The organism is Bacillus sp. YH3-2-B2 (genome assembly GCF_053663335.1).
In genome coordinates, this window is record NZ_JBSJQE010000003.1 from 703,529 (window position 1) to 720,580 (window position 17,052).

At 48.0% G+C, this 17,052-nt stretch carries 15 protein-coding genes and 1 riboswitch; of the genes, 1 reads left to right on the plus strand and 14 read right to left on the minus strand.

Annotated features, from left to right (window positions below):
- Window positions 1–42 precede the first annotated feature (42 nt).
- From ACWJJX_RS13720 to ACWJJX_RS13760, 9 genes are all read right to left on the minus strand, one after another.
- A complete protein-coding gene (locus ACWJJX_RS13720; RefSeq protein WP_454022409.1) occupies window positions 43–1,272 on the minus strand; it encodes an aspartate kinase in 1,230 nt (409 codons plus the stop codon).
- A gap of 125 nt (window positions 1,273–1,397) precedes the next feature.
- Window positions 1,398–1,577, minus strand: a riboswitch (Lysine riboswitch).
- 61 nt (window positions 1,578–1,638) lie between these two features.
- Window positions 1,639–3,411 (minus strand): excinuclease ABC subunit UvrC, encoded by a 1,773-nt coding sequence (gene uvrC / locus ACWJJX_RS13725; RefSeq protein WP_071391533.1) that lies wholly within the window; start codon window positions 3,409–3,411, stop codon window positions 1,639–1,641.
- 143 nt (window positions 3,412–3,554) lie between these two features.
- Window positions 3,555–3,869 (minus strand): thioredoxin, encoded by a 315-nt coding sequence (gene trxA, locus ACWJJX_RS13730; protein ID WP_003152560.1) that lies wholly within the window; start codon window positions 3,867–3,869, stop codon window positions 3,555–3,557.
- A 152-nt stretch (window positions 3,870–4,021) separates the two neighbouring features.
- Window positions 4,022–5,512, minus strand: coding sequence for an alpha-N-arabinofuranosidase (locus tag ACWJJX_RS13735; RefSeq protein ID WP_454023040.1), 1,491 nt, complete (start codon window positions 5,510–5,512; stop codon window positions 4,022–4,024).
- A 208-nt stretch (window positions 5,513–5,720) separates the two neighbouring features.
- Window positions 5,721–6,698 (minus strand): electron transfer flavoprotein subunit alpha/FixB family protein, encoded by a 978-nt coding sequence (locus ACWJJX_RS13740; protein ID WP_454023041.1) that lies wholly within the window; start codon window positions 6,696–6,698, stop codon window positions 5,721–5,723.
- A 31-nt stretch (window positions 6,699–6,729) separates the two neighbouring features.
- Window positions 6,730–7,503: an electron transfer flavoprotein subunit beta/FixA family protein gene (locus ACWJJX_RS13745; RefSeq protein WP_017418310.1), complete on the minus strand. Its 774-nt coding sequence runs from the start codon at window positions 7,501–7,503 to the stop codon at window positions 6,730–6,732.
- Window positions 7,504–7,516: 13 nt separating this feature from the next.
- The gene (locus tag ACWJJX_RS13750) at window positions 7,517–8,296 is read right to left on the minus strand and encodes an enoyl-CoA hydratase (protein WP_454023042.1); all 780 of its coding nucleotides are present in this window, start codon (window positions 8,294–8,296) and stop codon (window positions 7,517–7,519) included.
- Window positions 8,297–8,309: 13 nt separating this feature from the next.
- Window positions 8,310–8,894 carry a TetR/AcrR family transcriptional regulator gene (locus ACWJJX_RS13755; RefSeq protein WP_007408119.1) on the minus strand — a complete coding sequence of 195 codons (585 nt, stop codon included), beginning with the start codon at window positions 8,892–8,894 and terminating at the stop codon, window positions 8,310–8,312.
- Window positions 8,895–8,982: 88 nt separating this feature from the next.
- Window positions 8,983–10,671, minus strand: a complete 1,689-nt coding sequence (locus tag ACWJJX_RS13760) for an AMP-binding protein (protein ID WP_454023043.1) — start codon at window positions 10,669–10,671, stop codon at window positions 8,983–8,985.
- A 105-nt stretch (window positions 10,672–10,776) separates the two neighbouring features.
- Between ACWJJX_RS13760 and ACWJJX_RS13765 the strand changes: the two genes are divergently transcribed.
- Window positions 10,777–11,454 carry a DUF2711 family protein gene (locus tag ACWJJX_RS13765; RefSeq protein WP_454023044.1) on the plus strand — a complete coding sequence of 226 codons (678 nt, stop codon included), beginning with the start codon at window positions 10,777–10,779 and terminating at the stop codon, window positions 11,452–11,454.
- Window positions 11,455–11,592: 138 nt separating this feature from the next.
- Here ACWJJX_RS13765 and ACWJJX_RS13770 read toward each other — a convergent pair whose 3' ends face one another.
- The 5 genes from ACWJJX_RS13770 to zapA form a co-directional block, all read right to left on the minus strand.
- On the minus strand, window positions 11,593–11,997 hold the full coding sequence (locus ACWJJX_RS13770; protein ID WP_229154299.1) for a DUF350 domain-containing protein: 405 nt from the start codon (window positions 11,995–11,997) through the stop codon (window positions 11,593–11,595).
- A 16-nt stretch (window positions 11,998–12,013) separates the two neighbouring features.
- The gene (locus tag ACWJJX_RS13775; RefSeq protein WP_454023045.1) at window positions 12,014–14,371 is read right to left on the minus strand and encodes an endonuclease MutS2; all 2,358 of its coding nucleotides are present in this window, start codon (window positions 14,369–14,371) and stop codon (window positions 12,014–12,016) included.
- 20 nt (window positions 14,372–14,391) lie between these two features.
- Window positions 14,392–16,104: a DNA polymerase/3'-5' exonuclease PolX gene (gene polX, locus ACWJJX_RS13780; protein ID WP_077723170.1), complete on the minus strand. Its 1,713-nt coding sequence runs from the start codon at window positions 16,102–16,104 to the stop codon at window positions 14,392–14,394.
- A 105-nt stretch (window positions 16,105–16,209) separates the two neighbouring features.
- Window positions 16,210–16,743 carry a CvpA family protein gene (locus ACWJJX_RS13785; protein WP_003152534.1) on the minus strand — a complete coding sequence of 178 codons (534 nt, stop codon included), beginning with the start codon at window positions 16,741–16,743 and terminating at the stop codon, window positions 16,210–16,212.
- Window positions 16,744–16,750: 7 nt separating this feature from the next.
- Window positions 16,751–17,008, minus strand: a complete 258-nt coding sequence (gene zapA / locus ACWJJX_RS13790; RefSeq protein ID WP_003152533.1) for a cell division protein ZapA — start codon at window positions 17,006–17,008, stop codon at window positions 16,751–16,753.
- Between the last annotated feature and the right edge of the window lie 44 nt (window positions 17,009–17,052).

Here is a 17,052-nt window from a genome sequence, read left to right on the forward strand (position 1 = left end):
AAAAAGGCGGTGACTCCAAGTCCCGCCTTTTTGCCTGCCCGTTTATACGGCAGACGGCTGTTTAGAAAGCTCAAACGCGTCATGAAGCGCTTCGACCGCTTTCACCATATCATTTTCGCTGACAACCGCTGATACTTTTATTTCGGATGTGCTTACCATTTTGACTTGTACATTTTTTTCCGCCAGTACGGCAAACATGTCCGCGGCGACGCCGGGATTTGAAACCATGCCCGACCCGACAATGGAGACTTTCGCCAGTTTTCTTTCGGTTTCAATTTTTTCATAGTTAAGCGCGTTTTTATATTCTTCAAGCACGGCGACCGTTTGCGCGGCATCTTCCGTTTTCACTGAGAAAGAAATATCCGCTTCCCCATCGTCCGACTGTGTCTGAATAATAATGTCAACGTTGATGTTTCGTTTTGCCAGCGCGGTGAAGATTGTTGAAAGTGTTGTCAGTCCGCTTGCAAGGCCCGTAACGGACACCCTTGTGATCTGGTCTTCAAATGCAATTCCTCTGACGATTAAATTCTGCTCCATTGATGATTCCTCCTCAATTAATGTTCCGGCTTCATGCTCCGTGCTTGACCGCACTTCTAAAGGCACTTGGTAGTTTTTTGCGAACTCAACCGCCCGCGGGTGAAGAACACCCGCTCCGAGATTTGCAAGCTCCAGCATTTCATCATAAGAAATCCCCGCCAGTTTTCTCGCTGACCGGACATACCGCGGATCTGTCGTAAATACGCCCGGAACATCTGTATAAATGTCGCATTTATCCGCATCCAGCGCTGCTGCAAGAGCGACCGCCGTCGTATCGGAACCGCCCCGTCCGAGCGTCGTGATGCCGCCGTCTTCCGTTACGCCCTGAAAACCGGCAACGACTGTAATTTTGCCTTCTGCAAGCTGCGAACGAATCGCCGTGATATCAATATCCGTAATTCTCGCATTGCCGTGAACGGCTTCCGTGCGGACACCCGCCTGCCAGCCCGTATAAGAGACGGCGTCATATCCTTTTTCCTGAAGCGCCATGGCCAAAAGCGAAATCGTGACCTGCTCCCCCGTAGACAAAAGCATATCCATCTCGCGTCTGCTTGGTTCAGATGTGATTTCAGCCGCGAGGTTAACGAGCGCGTCGGTTGATTTTCCCATTGCCGAAACGACGACTACGACATCATGGCCTTTTTGCTTTTCAGCAATGGCGCGATTTGCGGCATTTTGAATTTTTTCGGCAGAGCCCACGGAAGTGCCTCCGAATTTTTGTACGATAAGACCCATACTAGACCACCCTTTACATTTTGGTTCGTGCGGGTGAGGAGAAAAGAGCGTTTTGTCCACAATAAAAAAAGCAATGAGAGGAATAGCTCTCATTGCTTTTTCATATCATTACGATTGATTATGAACAACGAGATAGCCCTCCAAGAAAATGAATTCTTGACAGCCTTACATTTATTTAATGCAAGGCCAGCAAATCACACCGATGGGATGTGATACACTTCGGCGACGCTCCCCTTTCAGCCTTTTTCACAGAATCCATCATTCTCCAAAGGCTTACTATTGAAGTTCGCACCTCTATCTTCACCATATAACACGATCTTATGAAATTAGTTCACATTCTAGCAGATTTTTCAGGAAAGCACAATACTATTTTTTTAATTTTTCAAACAGCAGCTGGGCCGCCGCGGCCGGGACACCGGCTTTTTTGATATCGTCAAGGCTTGCTTCCTTCATCTTTTTGACAGATCCGAAATGTTTTAAGAGCATTTTTTTGCGTTTTTCGCCGATTCCGGGGATATCATCCAGAACGGATTGAAAGACGCTTTTTCCCCGGATCTGTCTGTGAAAGCTGATCGCAAAACGGTGAACTTCGTCCTGAATGCGCTGAAGCAGGTAAAACTCTTGGCTGTTCCGCTCCAGAAACACCGGTTCAAGCGGGTCGCCGATCAACAGGTTCGATGTCCGGTGTTTATCATCTTTCGCCAATCCCGCTACCGGGACATCAAGGCCGAGCTCATTCTCGAGCACGTCGCGCGCCGCGTTAATCTGCCCTTTTCCGCCGTCAATGATGATTAAATCCGGCAGCGGAAGGTTTTCGCGGAGCACCCTCGTGTATCTTCTTCTGACGACTTCCCTCATTGAGCCGTAATCATCAGGCCCTGTTACGGTTTTAATTTTATATTTGCGGTATTCCTTTTTATTCGGTTTTCCGTCTATAAAGACAATCATGGCCGATACGGGGTTTGTGCCTTGAATATTGGAGTTGTCAAACGCTTCAATCCGATGCGGCGTGTAAATATTCAGTGCGTCGCCAAGCCGTTCGGCTGCACCGATTGACCGTTCCTCATCCCGCTCGATTAACGAGAATTTTTCCCGCAGGGCGATTTTCGCATTTTTGTGCGCAAGCAAAAGCAGCTCTTTTTTCGGGCCTTTTTTCGGCTGATGCACGGCGGTTTCCAACAGCTCGCTGATCATGTCCCTGTCAACGCTGTCAGGCACCAGAATTTCCTTAGGCAGAAAGTGATTGTTTTTGGAATAGAACTGGCCGATGAAGGTCAGAAACTCTTCATCCGCTTCCTGATACATCGGAAACATGCTGACATCGCGTTCGATCAGTTTTCCTTGGCGTATAAAAAAGACTTGGACGCACATCCAGCCTTTATCGTAGGCATATGCAAACACATCGCGGTCCAGAAGGTCATTCATGGTCATTTTCTGCTTCTCCATCGTCGATTCGATGTGAGCAAGCTGGTCGCGGAATTCTTTAGCCCGTTCAAATTCAAGCTTTTCGGCCGCTTCTGCCATTTTCGCTTCAAGCTCTTTTTTGATTTCGTTATGCCCTCCCTTTAAAAAACGGGTGATGTCTTCAACAATCTCGCGGTTTGTCTCCTCAGATATATCCTTTACACATGGGGCGAGGCATTGTCCGAGATGATAATAAAGACAGACGCGGTCCGGAAGCTTTGAGCATTTCCTGAGCGGGTAAAGGCGGTCCAGCAGTTTTTTCGTTTCCCGCGCCGCCTGCACATTCGGATACGGGCCGAAATAGCGTCCTTTGTCTTTTTTGACATTCCGGGTGACAATCAGCCGAGGATGGCGTTCATGGGTGATTTTTATAAAGGGATAGGTTTTATCATCTTTCAGCATGACGTTGTATTTCGGATCGTATTTTTTAATCAGATTCATTTCCAAAATAAGCGCTTCAAGATTGGAGGAAGTCACGATATATTCAAAGTCCTCAATCTCCGTCACAAGCCGTTGGGTTTTTGCGTCGTGAGAACCGGTGAAATAAGACCGCACCCTGTTTTTCAAGACTTTCGCTTTCCCCACGTAGATGACTGTTTTTTGACGGTCTTTCATTAAATAACAGCCCGGCTGATCGGGAAGGAGGGCCAGCTTTTCTTTCAGTTGTTTATTCATACGTTACCCTTCCTTACATTCATTTCTCGTGTCCATTCAGTGTATCACGAACATTTGTTTTTCTCCATTCTCAGCTTTTGGAAGATCAAAAAAAGGCGATTCCCTTTCAAAGGAATCGCCCTGCCGTAACGGAAGCTTTCGGCTTACAGATGTTTGTTTACAAGCTCTTCAAGAGCTTCTTTCGGTTTGAAGCCGACAGATGTTTCAACGACTTCTCCGTCTTTTAGCACGAGAAGTGTCGGGATGCTCATGACGCCGTATTTACCGGCAGTTTCTTGGTTTTCATCCACGTCGATTTTGACGATTTTCAATTTGTCTCCCATTTCTTGATCAAGCTCTTCAAGAACGGGCGCGATCATTTTACAAGGTCCGCACCAAGGAGCCCAGAAATCAGCCAATACGACACCTTCACTTGTTTCAGCTGAGAACGATTGATCAGTTGCTTTTACGATAGCCATTTGTTATTCCTCCAATTGTCAAATGATGATTTTTAGTATAGCATCTCCCATTCGTTCATGCTAATTTAATGCTTATATTATTTTCTCCCGAACCCGCCGGAAATAATCTTATTTATACAGTGTATTATAACCGGGCGGCGGGCGTTCAAAACTTAAGATGGATCCGCAGGCAGCGTGATTAATACAATCGCCATCGGAGGAAGCTCCGCCTCAAGTTTTCCTCCCTTTTGAGCAAACCCGGAAAACGGCTTCGGTTTGACGTTTTCCGGACTGCTGAATGTATTGCGGGCATTCATTTTTTCCGCGTGCAGAATCGTTCCCGAAGGCGTCCCTGTCTTTTTCATGCCCCGCAGTTCAATCTTCACGTCAGCTTTGTGCAGATGATCGATATTGCAAATGCTGATATGTATGTCTCCGTTTTGCTGTTTGGACGCTGAAATGCTGACTTGCGGGAGCCGGCCGTCATTCCATTCGTACCCGGCCGCTATTGTTTCTGAGGCTAAAAGAGATGCGTCCTGGTGCACCTTAAACATATCAAACACATGATACGTCGGCGTCAACAGCATATCGTTCCCTTCTGTCAGGATCATTGCCTGAAGCACGTTGACGGTTTGCGCGATATTGGCCATCTGTACGCGGTCTGCGTGCTGATGAAAAATGTGAAAATGCGCGGCGGCGACAAGGGCGTCGCGGATCGTATTCTGCTGATACAGAAAGCCCGGATTCGTGCCCGGCTCAGGATCAAGCCACGTGCCCCATTCATCAATGATCAGCCCGACTCTTTTTTCGGGATCGTACTGATCCATGATGGCGCTGTGCCTTGTGATCAATTCATCCATATGCGCCGCTTTTTTCATCGTGATGAACCATTCATCTTCCGTAAACTCCGTCGCTGATCCTTTCCCCTTCCAGAAGTCGCCCGGTATTGTGTAATAATGCAGGCTCAGCCCGTCCATGAGATCCGCGGCTTTTTTCATTAAAATTTCAGTCCAGCGGTAATCGTCGACATTCGCGCCGCCGGCAATTTTATAGATTTCATTACCGCTGTAATTGCGGACATAGGTTTGAAAGTTTCGGTAAAGGTCGGCATAATACTCAGGATGCATGTTTCCGCCGCAGCCCCAGTTCTCATTTCCTATTCCGAAATATTTCAGCTTCCACGGTTTTTCCCGCCCGTTTTCTTTTCTCCAGTCGGACATCGGGGTGCCTGCTTCAAACGTCATGTATTCAATCCAATCAGCCATTTCTTTAACCGTTCCGCTGCCGACGTTTCCGGCGATGTACGGTTCGCATCCGAGCAGTTCACAAAGCATCATAAACTCATGCGTGCCGAATTCATTAGAATCAATCGTCCCGCCCCAATGGGTATTCAGCATGGTTTTGCGTTTCCCTACGCCGTTCGCCCAATGATATTCATCAGCAAAACAGCCGCCCGGCCACCTGAGGACGGGAATCTGAAGCTGTTTGAGGGCGGCGGCGACATCCGTCCTGACCCCTCCGGTATTCGGAATATCGGAATCTTTTCCGACCCAGATGCCCTCATATATGCCTCTTCCCAGGTGTTCCGCGAAATGTCCGTATATGTTTTTATTAATGGTTCCCCGTGTGATATCAGTTTGAATGACTGCCGTATTGTGAGACAAACTTGATCATTCCTTCCCCTTAATAAGAATGAAAGCACTAGAGCCGATCTATCTGGGATGTATGCTGAATGGATAAGTTTGTAAGCGCTTTACAAAAGCTTATTACATTGGTTCGTACATGTCAATCTATTGTTTTATTAATCTGTAATTTGTACGAACTAATTAACACAAATCAAAACCCTCTGACAAATAAGCCAGAGGGTTTTGATTATGAATGAATATTGGCATTTTTAAATTCCTGGGTCAGAAGCGGTGCCACTTCGAACAAATCGCCGACAATTCCGTAGTCCGCTATTTTAAATATTTCCGCTTCCGGGTCTTTGTTAATGGCAACGATGACCTTACTGTTTGACATGCCCGCCAAATGCTGAATCGCTCCGGAAATGCCGCAGGCGATATACAAATCCGGCGTGACAACTTTTCCCGTCTGGCCGATTTGAAGAGAATAGTCGCAGTAGTCCGCGTCACACGCGCCGCGCGAAGCGCCCACCGCTGCTCCGAGCACCTCGGCAAGTTCTTTTAACGGTTCAAATCCATCTTTGCTTTTTACACCGCGGCCGCCTGCTACGATAATTTTCGCTTCTGATAAATCCACGCCGTCCGCCGTTTTTTTGACTACTTCTTCAATGACCGTCCGCAAATCTGCCGGAGGCGCCGCAAGCTCTTCAATATCACCCGTCCGGTTCGCGTCTTTTTCTAATGCCTGAATATTATTCGGACGAATTGTCGCCAGAATGAAAGGATCAGTTGAAATCACCTGTTCAAAGGCTTTGCCGGAATAGATCGGTCTTGTAAAAACGATGTTATCTCCGGTAACGCTTACATCCGTGCTGTCTGAAATCAGCCCCGTTTCAAACCGGGCCGCAAGCTTAGGTGACAAATCTTTTCCCATAGAAGTGTGGCCGAAAATGACCGCATCAGGCTTTTCATTTTCGATCAAATCCCCGAGAACCGCGGCATATCCGTCCGCCGTATACTGAGAAAGCCCCGGCGAATCGGCCGTAAATACTTTGTCGGCGCCGTACTGAATGAGTTCTGATGCTGCATCAGCCGCGCCCTTTCCCATCAGCACGCCGATGACATCTCCTCCGCCGGAAATGGTTTTGCCTGCGGCTATGGCTTCAAAGGTGACGTTCCGTAAGGCGCCGTCACGAATTTCTCCGAGTACGATCACTTTTTTTCCCATTCTGACATCCCCCAGTTTCTTTAATATCAGTTTATACGACTTTGGCTTCTTTTCTCAGCAGTGATACAAGCTCCTTCGCCTGCTCAGCGGCTTCTCCTTCGATCAGTCTGCCCGCTTCTTTTTGCGGCGGCAGAAAACGTTCGATCGTTTTGAGCTTCGGTGCGGCATCATCTTCATCAATGCCGAGATCATCGAGCTCAAGTTCTTCCAGCGGTTTTTTCTTCGCCTTCATAATGCCCGGAAGCGACGGATAGCGCGGCTCGTTTAAGCCTTGCTGTGCCGTGATGACTAAAGGAAGTGAGGTTTTAATGATTTCGGTATCCCCTTCGTTGTCTTTCTCTGCCACAGCTTCATCGCCGCTGATTGTCAGTTTTGTAATCGTTGTGACGCAAGGAATGTTAAGCAGTTCGGCAAGCCTTGGAGCCACTTGGCCGGAACCGCCGTCAATCGCGACATTTCCGCCGAGAATCAGATCATATTCCCGGTCCTTGAAATAATGATATAAGATAGTTGAAATGGAGTATTGGTCAGGATCGCTCAAATCATCTTCAATATTGATTAACACCGCCTGATCACAGCCCATCGCAAGGGCGGTTCTCAGTTCTTTCTCCGCATCTTCTCCGCCGACGGTTACGGCGGTCACGGTTCCGCCGTGCTCTTCCTTCAGCTGAATGGCTTCTTCAATGGCGTATTCATCATACGGATTAATGATAAATTCGGCCCCGTCCTCCTGAATCTTTCCTGCTTCAATGACGATTTTCTCTTCTGTGTCAAACGTCCGTTTCATCAGTACAAATAGATTCATATTCTTATCCCCTTTATCTTCGCCCACCGAATTGAGGCTTTCTTTTTTCGAGAAATGCCTGAATGCCTTCTTTTGCGTCATCTGATGCAAATGCTTCCCCAAATCGCTTTGCTTCAAGCTTTAAGCCGCCGTCATAAGAATAGACCTTGTTTGAATAAAGGAGCTCAAGCAGAGAAGCCATCGACTGCGGGCTTTTTTCCGCAAACTTGCCCGCGAGCGTTTTCGCTTTTTGCAGCAGCTCTTCCTCATGTTCGGCGCCTATCGTGACAAGACCGAGGCTGAGCGCTTCTTCTCCGGTCACAGGTTCTGAAGTGCCGATCATTTCAAGCGCTTTCGCCGTACCGACGTACCGGGGAAGCCGCTGCGTCCCGGCAAAGCCCGGAATAATGCCGAGATTCAGCTCGGGCAGGCCGAGCTTTGCATCCAATGTTGCGATTCTGATATGGCAGGCCATGGCAAGCTCAAGGCCGCCGCCGAGCGCAGCGCCGTGAATCGCCGCGATAACGGGCTTCGGAAACCCTTCAATTCTTTCCATCAGCTGCTGGCCTTTATCCGCCATGGCAGAAGATTGCTCAAGATTTTCAAGCGACGTAAATTCCTTTATATCGGCGCCCGCCGAGAAAAATTTCCCCTCTCCGCGAATGATGATGCTTCTGACGCTGTCATCTGTTTCACAGCGGTCGAACAGACCGGACAACTCATCTAAAACCGCACCGGACAGCGCGTTGGCCGGCTGATGATTAATGGTGATCACCGCAACAGATTGTTCCACCACCATCGAAAGGCTGTTCATCCGTCAACCCCCTTTAGTTTTGATGAATCCCTGACACCAACAGCTCCAATACCTTGTCTGACAAATCCGGAAGATCATATTTCTGATCGTTCATCACCCATGTTGTCACTGTTTCATCTATCGTCCCGAATATCATCTGCCGGGCGAGGCGGACGTCGAGATTGTCTTTCCATTCCCCCGACTTGATTCCTTCGGTCAAAATGGTGTCCAGCATGTTTAAATAACCTTTTAAAATATCATTGATTTTCAGGCGCAGCTTGATATTCGACTGTCTGAGCTCAAGCTGAGTCACAATCGCGAGGTGGCGGTCATTGCCGAGCAGTGTGAAATGCTGCTTAATAACGAGAGCGAGTTTTTCTTTTGCCGTCGTTTTTTCTTTCACTTCTTCTTCCATGCGTTCAATGAACTGGCCCATCTTTTCTTTAAAAAGAGAAATGAGTATATCCTCTTTGTTTTTGAAATATAAATAGATGGTGCCGTCCGCAACGCCGGCCTGCTTGGCGATTTTGGACACCTGTGATTGGTGATAGCCGTTTTCCGCTATGACTTCTACTGCTGCATCAATAATCTGCATATACTTTGGCCGTTTTTGGTTCAATGTCATCGTTCCTTCCTTCAATAAATGAATGACTATTCATTCATAACTTCATGATAAAAAGGATTCCCGATTTTGTCAAGTTTTTCTTTTAAGGCACCTTGTTTTCATGGGAAGCATCTTCCTCTTCGACCAGACGCCTTCTTAATATTTTTCCGACGGCCGTTTTCGGAAGCTCTTTTCTGAATTCGTACAGCTTCGGGACTTTGTACGGCGCAAGCCGCTCTCTTGCAAACGCATCAAGCTCATCGGGATCTGCCTCAGCGCCTTTTTTCAAAACGATAAATGCTTTCACCGTTTCCCCCCTGTAGGAATCAGGAACGCCCGCCACGACGATTTCCTGAACGGCTTCATGCTCATAAAGGGCCTCTTCCACCTCCCGGGGGTAAATGTTGTATCCGCCGGCAATGATGATGTCTTTTTTCCTGTCGGCGATGTAGAAAAATCCTTCCTCATCCATATATCCCATATCTCCGGTAAACAGCCAGCCGTCTCTGTTGACACGCGCCGTCTCCTCCTGCTTATTCCAGTAGCCTTTCATGACCTGAGGGCCTTTTACGATCAGCTCGCCGTGTTCATACGGCTCCGCAAGCCCGCCTTTTTCTTCTGAATAGATTCCGGCATCGGTATTGGGCCAGGGACAGCCGATGCTGCCGGGTTTATTTTTTCCCCAGATGAAGTTTGAATGGGTAACCGGTGATGCTTCGGATAATCCGTAGCCTTCCACAAGCTTTCCTCCGGTCACTTTTTCAAATTTCTGTTTGACCTCAACCGGAAGCGCCGCTGAACCGCTCGGACAGCTTTCAATGGAGGACAGATCATACTTATTCAGCCCCGGGTGATGCAGCAGCCCGATGTAAATCGTCGGCGCCCCGGGGAAAACCGTCGGCTTCAGCCTGTCGATTGTTTTCAGGGTATCAAGAGGATTGAATTTGGGAAGAAGGATCATTTCACATCCCTGCATAATGGAAAAATTGAGCACGGCGGTCAATCCGTACACATGAAAAAAAGGCACGATGCCGAGCACCTTTTCGGCTCCCTTTTTCATTTTGTACATCCAGGCGGCGCACATTTCTGTATTGGCCTGAATGTTTCGGTGTGTGAGCATGACGCCTTTCGGATAGCCGGTTGTTCCGCCCGTGTATTGAAGCACGGCGATGTCATGCGCAGGGTCAATATCAAATGGCTCCGCTTCCTCCGCTTTTTCGTTTTTTAAAATATCCGCTAATTTGTGAATTTGTTCGCAGCCGTCATAATCAATATGCACCTGTTGTTTTTGCGTGAGCGTATAAAGCATATTTTTCGGAAACGGCAAAAAGTCTTTTATACTTGTTGTAATAATGCGTTCGACGAGTGATAACGTTTTCATTTTTATCACTTTCGGAAACAGCATATCGAGGGTGATGATCACGCGCGGCGCACTGTCTTTCAGCTGATACTCAAGCTCGTGTTCCGTGTAGAGAGGATTGGTCTGAACGACAATGCCGCCGGCAAACAATACGCCGTAAAAAGCGATGACCGACTGCGGACAATTGGGCAGCATAATGGCGGCTCTGTCACCTTTTTTCAGGCCTGTTTTGCGTAAAAAAGCGGCTAGCTTTAATGAATCTGTGAGAACGTCTTGGAATGTGAGTTTTTTTCCGAGAAAATAAATGGCGGTATGGTTCGGGAATTGAGCTGCGGAGTTTGTCAGATTGGATGGCAGGGTTTGATCGGTAAATTCAAGCTCATGCGGAATCTCTTCGGGATATTGAGAAAGCCATGGCTTTTCAGACTGCATAATACCTCTCCCTTCTGTTTTCCTATACGCTATTATTATAGCAGAAGGGTGATTGGAATGGGAAAGCGTTTCATGTGAAATTTCGAGTTTCGGGAGGTGTTGAGTTTGCTGGAAACGCTGCATTTTGAAGAGGGAGTTCCTACCCTGCGCCAGCTGCCGAAGCCGTTTACGTCGGCCGCCTTTTTGCTCCATCCCTTTGTCCGGATGCCGGATGGTCGGGAAGAGCAAAAGCGCAAACGGCCTTATGAATATATGTATCCGAGTGATGAGGAGATCATCGCGATGGGCAGACCCGTTTCCTGGCAAACCGTCATGAGCATTTGCGGCCTGCGTTCTGAAAAAGAAACGGCGCTTGCGCTTATGACTGCTGTCATGGCATTGCGGGAGGAATATGCACATCCTGAATCCGCCGAGCGGTTAAATCGGCTCCATCATCCCGATCTGTACTTGCCGAGCGATGATGTCACTTCGCCATTTTTGATTCCGGGACTTTTGGATGTGTTCCGTTCAAAAGGCATAAAGCGCTGCACTTATTATGAACCTGTCGAAGAGAAAGGCATATTTTCACTCAATCAAACGGCGGCTTCGGATGTATGCGGACTGCTGCGGGCTGACATGATCATTGCCGATGTAAAGCGGCGCGCCGCTTTTATGAGCATATATGATTCTTTTACGACACTCTTTCTTATGGAAGAACAAGACATGCCGTCTGTTGTCCACGCCATGAATTGGGAAGCCGTCATTTGCTCTGATACGGCCTGCATAAACTGGTATTCTCAATAAAAAAGGCCGCCGATTTGAGTTCGGCAGCCTTTTTTCAGTATTAAGATGTCATGACCAGATAAATAAGTCCGATGAACAGAAAAATCCCCGCTGCCGACAGCAGCACTTTCGCAAGCTTCTCCATTTTTCCCCGTCCCCTTAAATCCCGGCGGCCACCACAAATGACAGGCCGACTGAGATGACAAATGAAATAAAGCCGACAGCTCTGTTATCTTTTTCAATTTCTTTATCAATTTTAAACCGGGGCGTCAGAAATTCAAAGATAAAATAGCTGATTAAAAGCATAATAAATCCGTATACGCCCCAGCCGATCATTTGCAAAAGCGAATTATGCTGGGCGATGCTGTGCTGAAAGACATTCGCGATACCAAGAATTTTCCCTCCGGTCGCCATTGCCACCGCAAGATTGCCTTGTTGGATTTCCACCCAGTTTTTATAGGATGTCACCAATTCAAACACGGTCAGAAAAATGACGAGACACAAGACGGCCACACTGTAATAAGCCGCGATTTCAACAAGCTCATTTTCCCAAAAAGCATTCATGACGTTTTCTCCCTTTTTATTTTAGTTCGACAATCGTTACGCCTGATCCTCCTTCTCCCGCTTCCCCGAACCGCGAGCTTTTCACGCTGCGGTGGTTTTTCAGAAGATCCTGCACCCCTTTTCGGAGGGCGCCCGTGCCTTTTCCGTGAATGATGGACACTCTCGGATAGCCGGCAAGCACCGCGTCATCTAAATATTTTTCGACGCGGCTGAGGGCGTTTTCGTAACGCTCTCCCCTGAGGTCAAGTTCAAGGGATACGTGATAATCCTTCCCTTTTACGGCGGTGATTGCTTTTTCTTTTTTCGGTTCAGGAGCCGATTTGAGAAACTCGAGATCTTTTTCCTTCACCTTCATTTTGAGGATGCCGATTTGGACGTTCCATTCTTTCTCGCCGGTTTTTTCAAGCAGCGCCCCTTTTTGTCCGAATGTGAGCACCTTTACTTCGTCGCCCGGCTTCAGCTCGCGTTTTTTCTCTGTTTTTCTTTCCGGCTGCTTTGATTTTTCAAAAGCCGGCATCGCGTCTCCGAGACGTTTTTTGGCGTCAATCAGCTCGTGTTCCTTAAAGGATCTGTGTTCTTGCTTGATGGACCTGAGCTCGCGGATAATCTGTTCGGCTTCATTTGCGGCGGCTTCCAGTTTTTCAGCAGCTTTCCGCTCGGCTTCTTCCATCATTTTATCTTTTTGGGCATTCAGCTCAATGATTTGCTGCTGAAGCTCTTTGTGCAGTTTTTCTGCTTCTTTTCTGAGTGATTCGGTTTCAGAAAGCTCTTCATCCGCTCTTTTTTTGCTTTTTTCAAGCGATGCAATCATCAAATCGACTTCGTTATGTTCGGCGGTCATTTCTGACTTCGCCTGGCCGATGATATGCTCCGGAAGCCCAAGGCGTCTTGAGATTTCAAATGCGTTGCTTCGGCCCGGCACTCCGATCAGGAGCTTATAGGTAGGCGAAAGCGTTTCAATGTCAAATTCAACGCTGGCATTCATGACGCCTTGTCTGTTATATCCGTATGCTTTCAGTTCCGGATAATGCGTGGTCGCAAGCACTCTGGCGTTTGTCCGGTGAACTTCGTCAAGGATGCTCATGGCAAGCGCCGCCCCTTCCTGCGGATCTGTTCCGGCACCGAGTTCATCGAACAGCACAAGACTGTTTTCAGACACGTCTTTTAATATATTGACGATATTGACCATGTGGGATGAGAACGTACTCAGACTTTGTTCGATCGACTGTTCATCGCCGATATCGGCAAACACATTGTCAAATACGGCTGCTTCCGATCCCTCATCAGCCGGTATGTGCAATCCTGCCTGCGCCATTATCGTCAGCAGCCCGAGTGTTTTTAACGTAACGGTTTTACCGCCCGTATTCGGTCCCGTGATGACGATCGTTGAATAATCTCCGCCCAGTTCAATATCGTTGGCCACGACTTGATCTTGGGGCAGCAGCGGATGGCGCGCTTTTTTCAGACGGATAAAGCCGTCTCCGTTCATGAATGGTTTTGTCGCCTTCATCGCTTTTGCGTATCTCGCTTTGGCGAAAATGAAATCCAGTGTCTGCAGCACTTCCACATTTTGAGCGATTTCTTGTGTGTGTTCAGCGGTATGCTCCGTCAGCATCCGGAGAATCCGTTCGATTTCCTGTTTTTCTTTTACTTTCGCCTGCTGAAGCGAGTTGTTCATATCTACGATCGCCTGCGGTTCAATAAACAGTGTAGCACCGGATGAAGATGTATCGTGGACAATTCCGCCGTAGCTTGATCTGTATTCCTGTTTGACCGGGATGACAAAGCGGTCATTCCGAATCGTAACGATGGTGTCAGACAGCATTTTAGAAGCGGAAGATGAACGCAGCATCGATTCAAGCCGGTCTCTGACTCTTGATTCAAGCGTCCTGAGCTGCGTGCGGATTCCCCTTAAAGCGGGAGACGCATGATCAAGCACTTCACCATGGTCATCAATGCAGGAGTTAATCTCCCTTTCCAAATCGCCTAATGTAATCAGCTCTTCTGCATGGGCCTGTATCAGCGGTATGCCGACGCCGTCTTCTGTCATTTGGCTGATAAAATGCTTCATTTGTTTAACGGCATACAGCAGCCCGGACAATTCGGTGAATTCCGTCGGCGTCAGCACACTGCCGATTTCCGCCCGCCGTAAAGCGGATCTTATGTCGGTCAGGCCGCCGAACGGAGCATGGCCTCTCAAGCGCATGATTGCGGATGCTTCTTCGACTTCATCCAGCTGTTTTTGGATGTCTGCGAGATCCGTCAAAGGTTTCAGCTGCAGAAGCTTCTCCCGGCCGAGCGATGAGGCGGCATGTGCGGTAATCTGTTCTTTTACTTTATGAAATTCAAGTGATGATAACACTTTTTGCTGCACGGTTTTATGGTCCTCCTTACTTAATCATTGCGCGTCAGAAATGCTTTGACCTCATGTAGCGGCCGGGCGTTTAACACATGTTTTGTCTCCGTCCAGCCTTTGCGCGCAGCGGTCACGCCCGTTTTCATATCATCGAGCATCTCGATATTATGGGCATCGGTATTAATGACCAAAGTCACACCTTTTTCATTTGCTTTGATCAGATGCTCAGTCCGTAAATCGAGGCGCGCGGGGTTTGCATTCAGTTCAAGCGCCGTATTTGTTTTGGCGGCGAGCTCAATCAGCATATCGATGTCGACTTCATAGCCGGCCCGTCTGCCGATCAGGCGGCCCGTCGGGTGGGCGATAATGTCCACGTGCTTATTCGTCAGCGCCTGTTCAAGCCGTTTCATAATGACATGCTCCGGCTGGCTGAAACTTGAATGAATAGATGCGATGACAAGATCCATTTCAGACAGAACACTGTCATCATAATCAAGCGAACCGTCGGGGAGAATGTCCATTTCTACGCCTTTAAAAATATGAAAATGTTCAAATTCAGCGTTTAACGCGTCAATTTCTTCCGCCTGTTTTTTGAGCCGTTCGGCCGTTAACCCGTTGGCTACCTTTAAATATTGGGAATGGTCGGTGATCGCCATGTACTGGTAGCCTTTTGCCATACATGCTTCTGCCATTTCTCTGATGGAAAAAGCGCCGTCACTCCAGGCTGAGTGCATGTGGAGATCGCCTTTTATCGCTTTATGCTCCACAAGGTCCGTTTCTTCCCGGTACGTGTCGACCTCCTGCCCGCTTTCTCTGAGCTCAGGAGGAATAAACGGCAGACCGAAGTGGGCGTAAAACGCTTCTTCGCTCGGGAATGTTTTGACGTCTCCCGTTTCTATGGTTTCTACTCCGTATTCACTGATCCGTTCACCGCGCTCTTTCGCCAGCTGGCGCATTTTAATGTTGTGATCTTTAGAACCGGTAAAATGATGCAGTGTGGTGGCAAACTGTTCCTCTGTCACAAGCCGGAAATCCACACTCGTCTCATATTCAAATGTGAGGATAACCGATACTTTTGTATCCCCGCTCGCTATCACGTCTTTTACGTTCGGGAGGGAAAGAAGCTGTTCTCTGACAGCCTCCGGATGATCTGTAGCGATAATGTAATCCAGATCTTTTACGGTTTCCCGCGCTCTTCTGAGACTGCCGGCCCGGGAATATTTCTGAATATCCGTCAGCCGGGCCAAATGTTCTTCAATGACTGAAGCAATGCTGAGCGCATAGCCGATCGGAAACCGTTCCGGCTGTTTTCCGGCTTCTCCGAGAGCCTGAAGGATTTTCTCCTCCGTTTTTTTGCCGAAACCGGCGAGCCCCTGTACTTTTTGCTGCTCGCATGCTTCTTTCAGCGATTCCGCGTCATGAACACCCAGTTCCTGGTACAGCTTGGCGATTTTTTTGCCGCCGAGGCCCGGAAGCTTCAAAAGAGGAACCAAGCCTTCCGGGACTTCTTTCTGCAATTGGAGAAGCGTGCCGGACACACCTTCCTGCATATATTCACGAATGACGCCGTAGGTGCCTTTTCCGATTCCGGATAAAGACATCATGTCGTCGATTTCCGACAGGCTGCGGTCATCCTGCTCAAGCGCCGCTGCCGCTTTTCGGAAGGCTGATATTTTAAACGGGTTGTCCCCTTTCAGTTCCATATAGACCGCAATCGTTTCAAGCAGCCTGATGATATCTTTTTTATGCATACTGTTAACCCCCAGTCGTTTCCTGCTTTTCATCATACAAATTTTTCTCCTCCGGCACAACTGACGCAGAGCTTGAAAAAAACTTCTCCGGTCAAGAGAAGTTTTTTATGCCCCGTACTGGGCCCACAGTTCTTGCAGGAGCCCTGACAGATACGGCGTATGATGTGTGATGATATTTGCAAGCGTCGATTGTGCGAGCATATCCTGAAGCGCGCTTACCGGCAGTACGGATGCGACGTATAACAGGATAAACGCAAATAAATAGACTTCCAGAAATCCAAGCACCCCGCCCAGCAGTTTGTTGATCTGTTTAATGACCGGAATGCCGGCGATGATATTAAGCGCCGCTCCGATAATCCGGAGCAGAATCTTTGCGATGATAAACAAAATGACAAACGCGATCGCGTTGTAATAAGCCGTCTCCACGTTTCCTTTAATAAAAGACAGAGCCGCCTGCCCGCCGGAAAAATCAGGCGCGGGTATAAAACTCAGATGCGGGGCCAGATTTTTGTAAAAAAGCGCCGCAAACGCAATCGAGAGGATGAAGCTCGTTAAATATATAAATTGGAGGATAAACCCTCTTTTTAATCCAAGCAATGTGCCCATTAAGAGCAGAACTAAGATGATGATATCTATCATATGGTGTTCATTCCTTTTCTTTAAGCTGCCGCTCCAGTATTTCATATTTTTCTTGCAGTTTCATATAATCATGCACGACATTGACCGCAGTCAATACAGCGAGCTTATTTATATCAAGATATGGATTTTTCTCGTTGATTTCTCTCATTTTATCATCAACCATTCCGGCCACATGGCGCATGTGCGCTTTGCTTTCTTCTCCGATAATGGTGAAGTGCTGGCCGTAAATGTTTACTGTCGTTTTGGTTTTTTTGCCGTCAGACAACGTTTCTCCTCCATTCCGCGAGAATCCTAGTTCCTATCATACCA

Coding starts and splice junctions, on each gene's coding strand:
- uvrC (WP_071391533.1), bottom strand. CDS start 3,411: ATGAATAAACAACTGAAAGAAAAGCTGGCCCTCCTTCCCGATCAGCCG.
- trxA (WP_003152560.1), bottom strand. CDS start 3,869: ATGGCTATCGTAAAAGCAACTGATCAATCGTTCTCAGCTGAAACAAGT.
- ACWJJX_RS13760 (WP_454023043.1), bottom strand. CDS start 10,671: ATGCAGTCTGAAAAGCCATGGCTTTCTCAATATCCCGAAGAGATTCCG.
- ACWJJX_RS13785 (WP_003152534.1), bottom strand. CDS start 16,743: ATGATAGATATCATCATCTTAGTTCTGCTCTTAATGGGCACATTGCTT.
- ACWJJX_RS13720 (WP_454022409.1), bottom strand. CDS start 1,272: ATGGGTCTTATCGTACAAAAATTCGGAGGCACTTCCGTGGGCTCTGCC.
- ACWJJX_RS13770 (WP_229154299.1), bottom strand. CDS start 11,997: ATGAATGCTTTTTGGGAAAATGAGCTTGTTGAAATCGCGGCTTATTAC.
- polX (WP_077723170.1), bottom strand. CDS start 16,104: ATGCATAAAAAAGATATCATCAGGCTGCTTGAAACGATTGCGGTCTAT.
- ACWJJX_RS13750 (WP_454023042.1), bottom strand. CDS start 8,296: ATGAACAGCCTTTCGATGGTGGTGGAACAATCTGTTGCGGTGATCACC.
- ACWJJX_RS13740 (WP_454023041.1), bottom strand. CDS start 6,698: ATGGGAAAAAAAGTGATCGTACTCGGAGAAATTCGTGACGGCGCCTTA.
- ACWJJX_RS13745 (WP_017418310.1), bottom strand. CDS start 7,503: ATGAATCTATTTGTACTGATGAAACGGACGTTTGACACAGAAGAGAAA.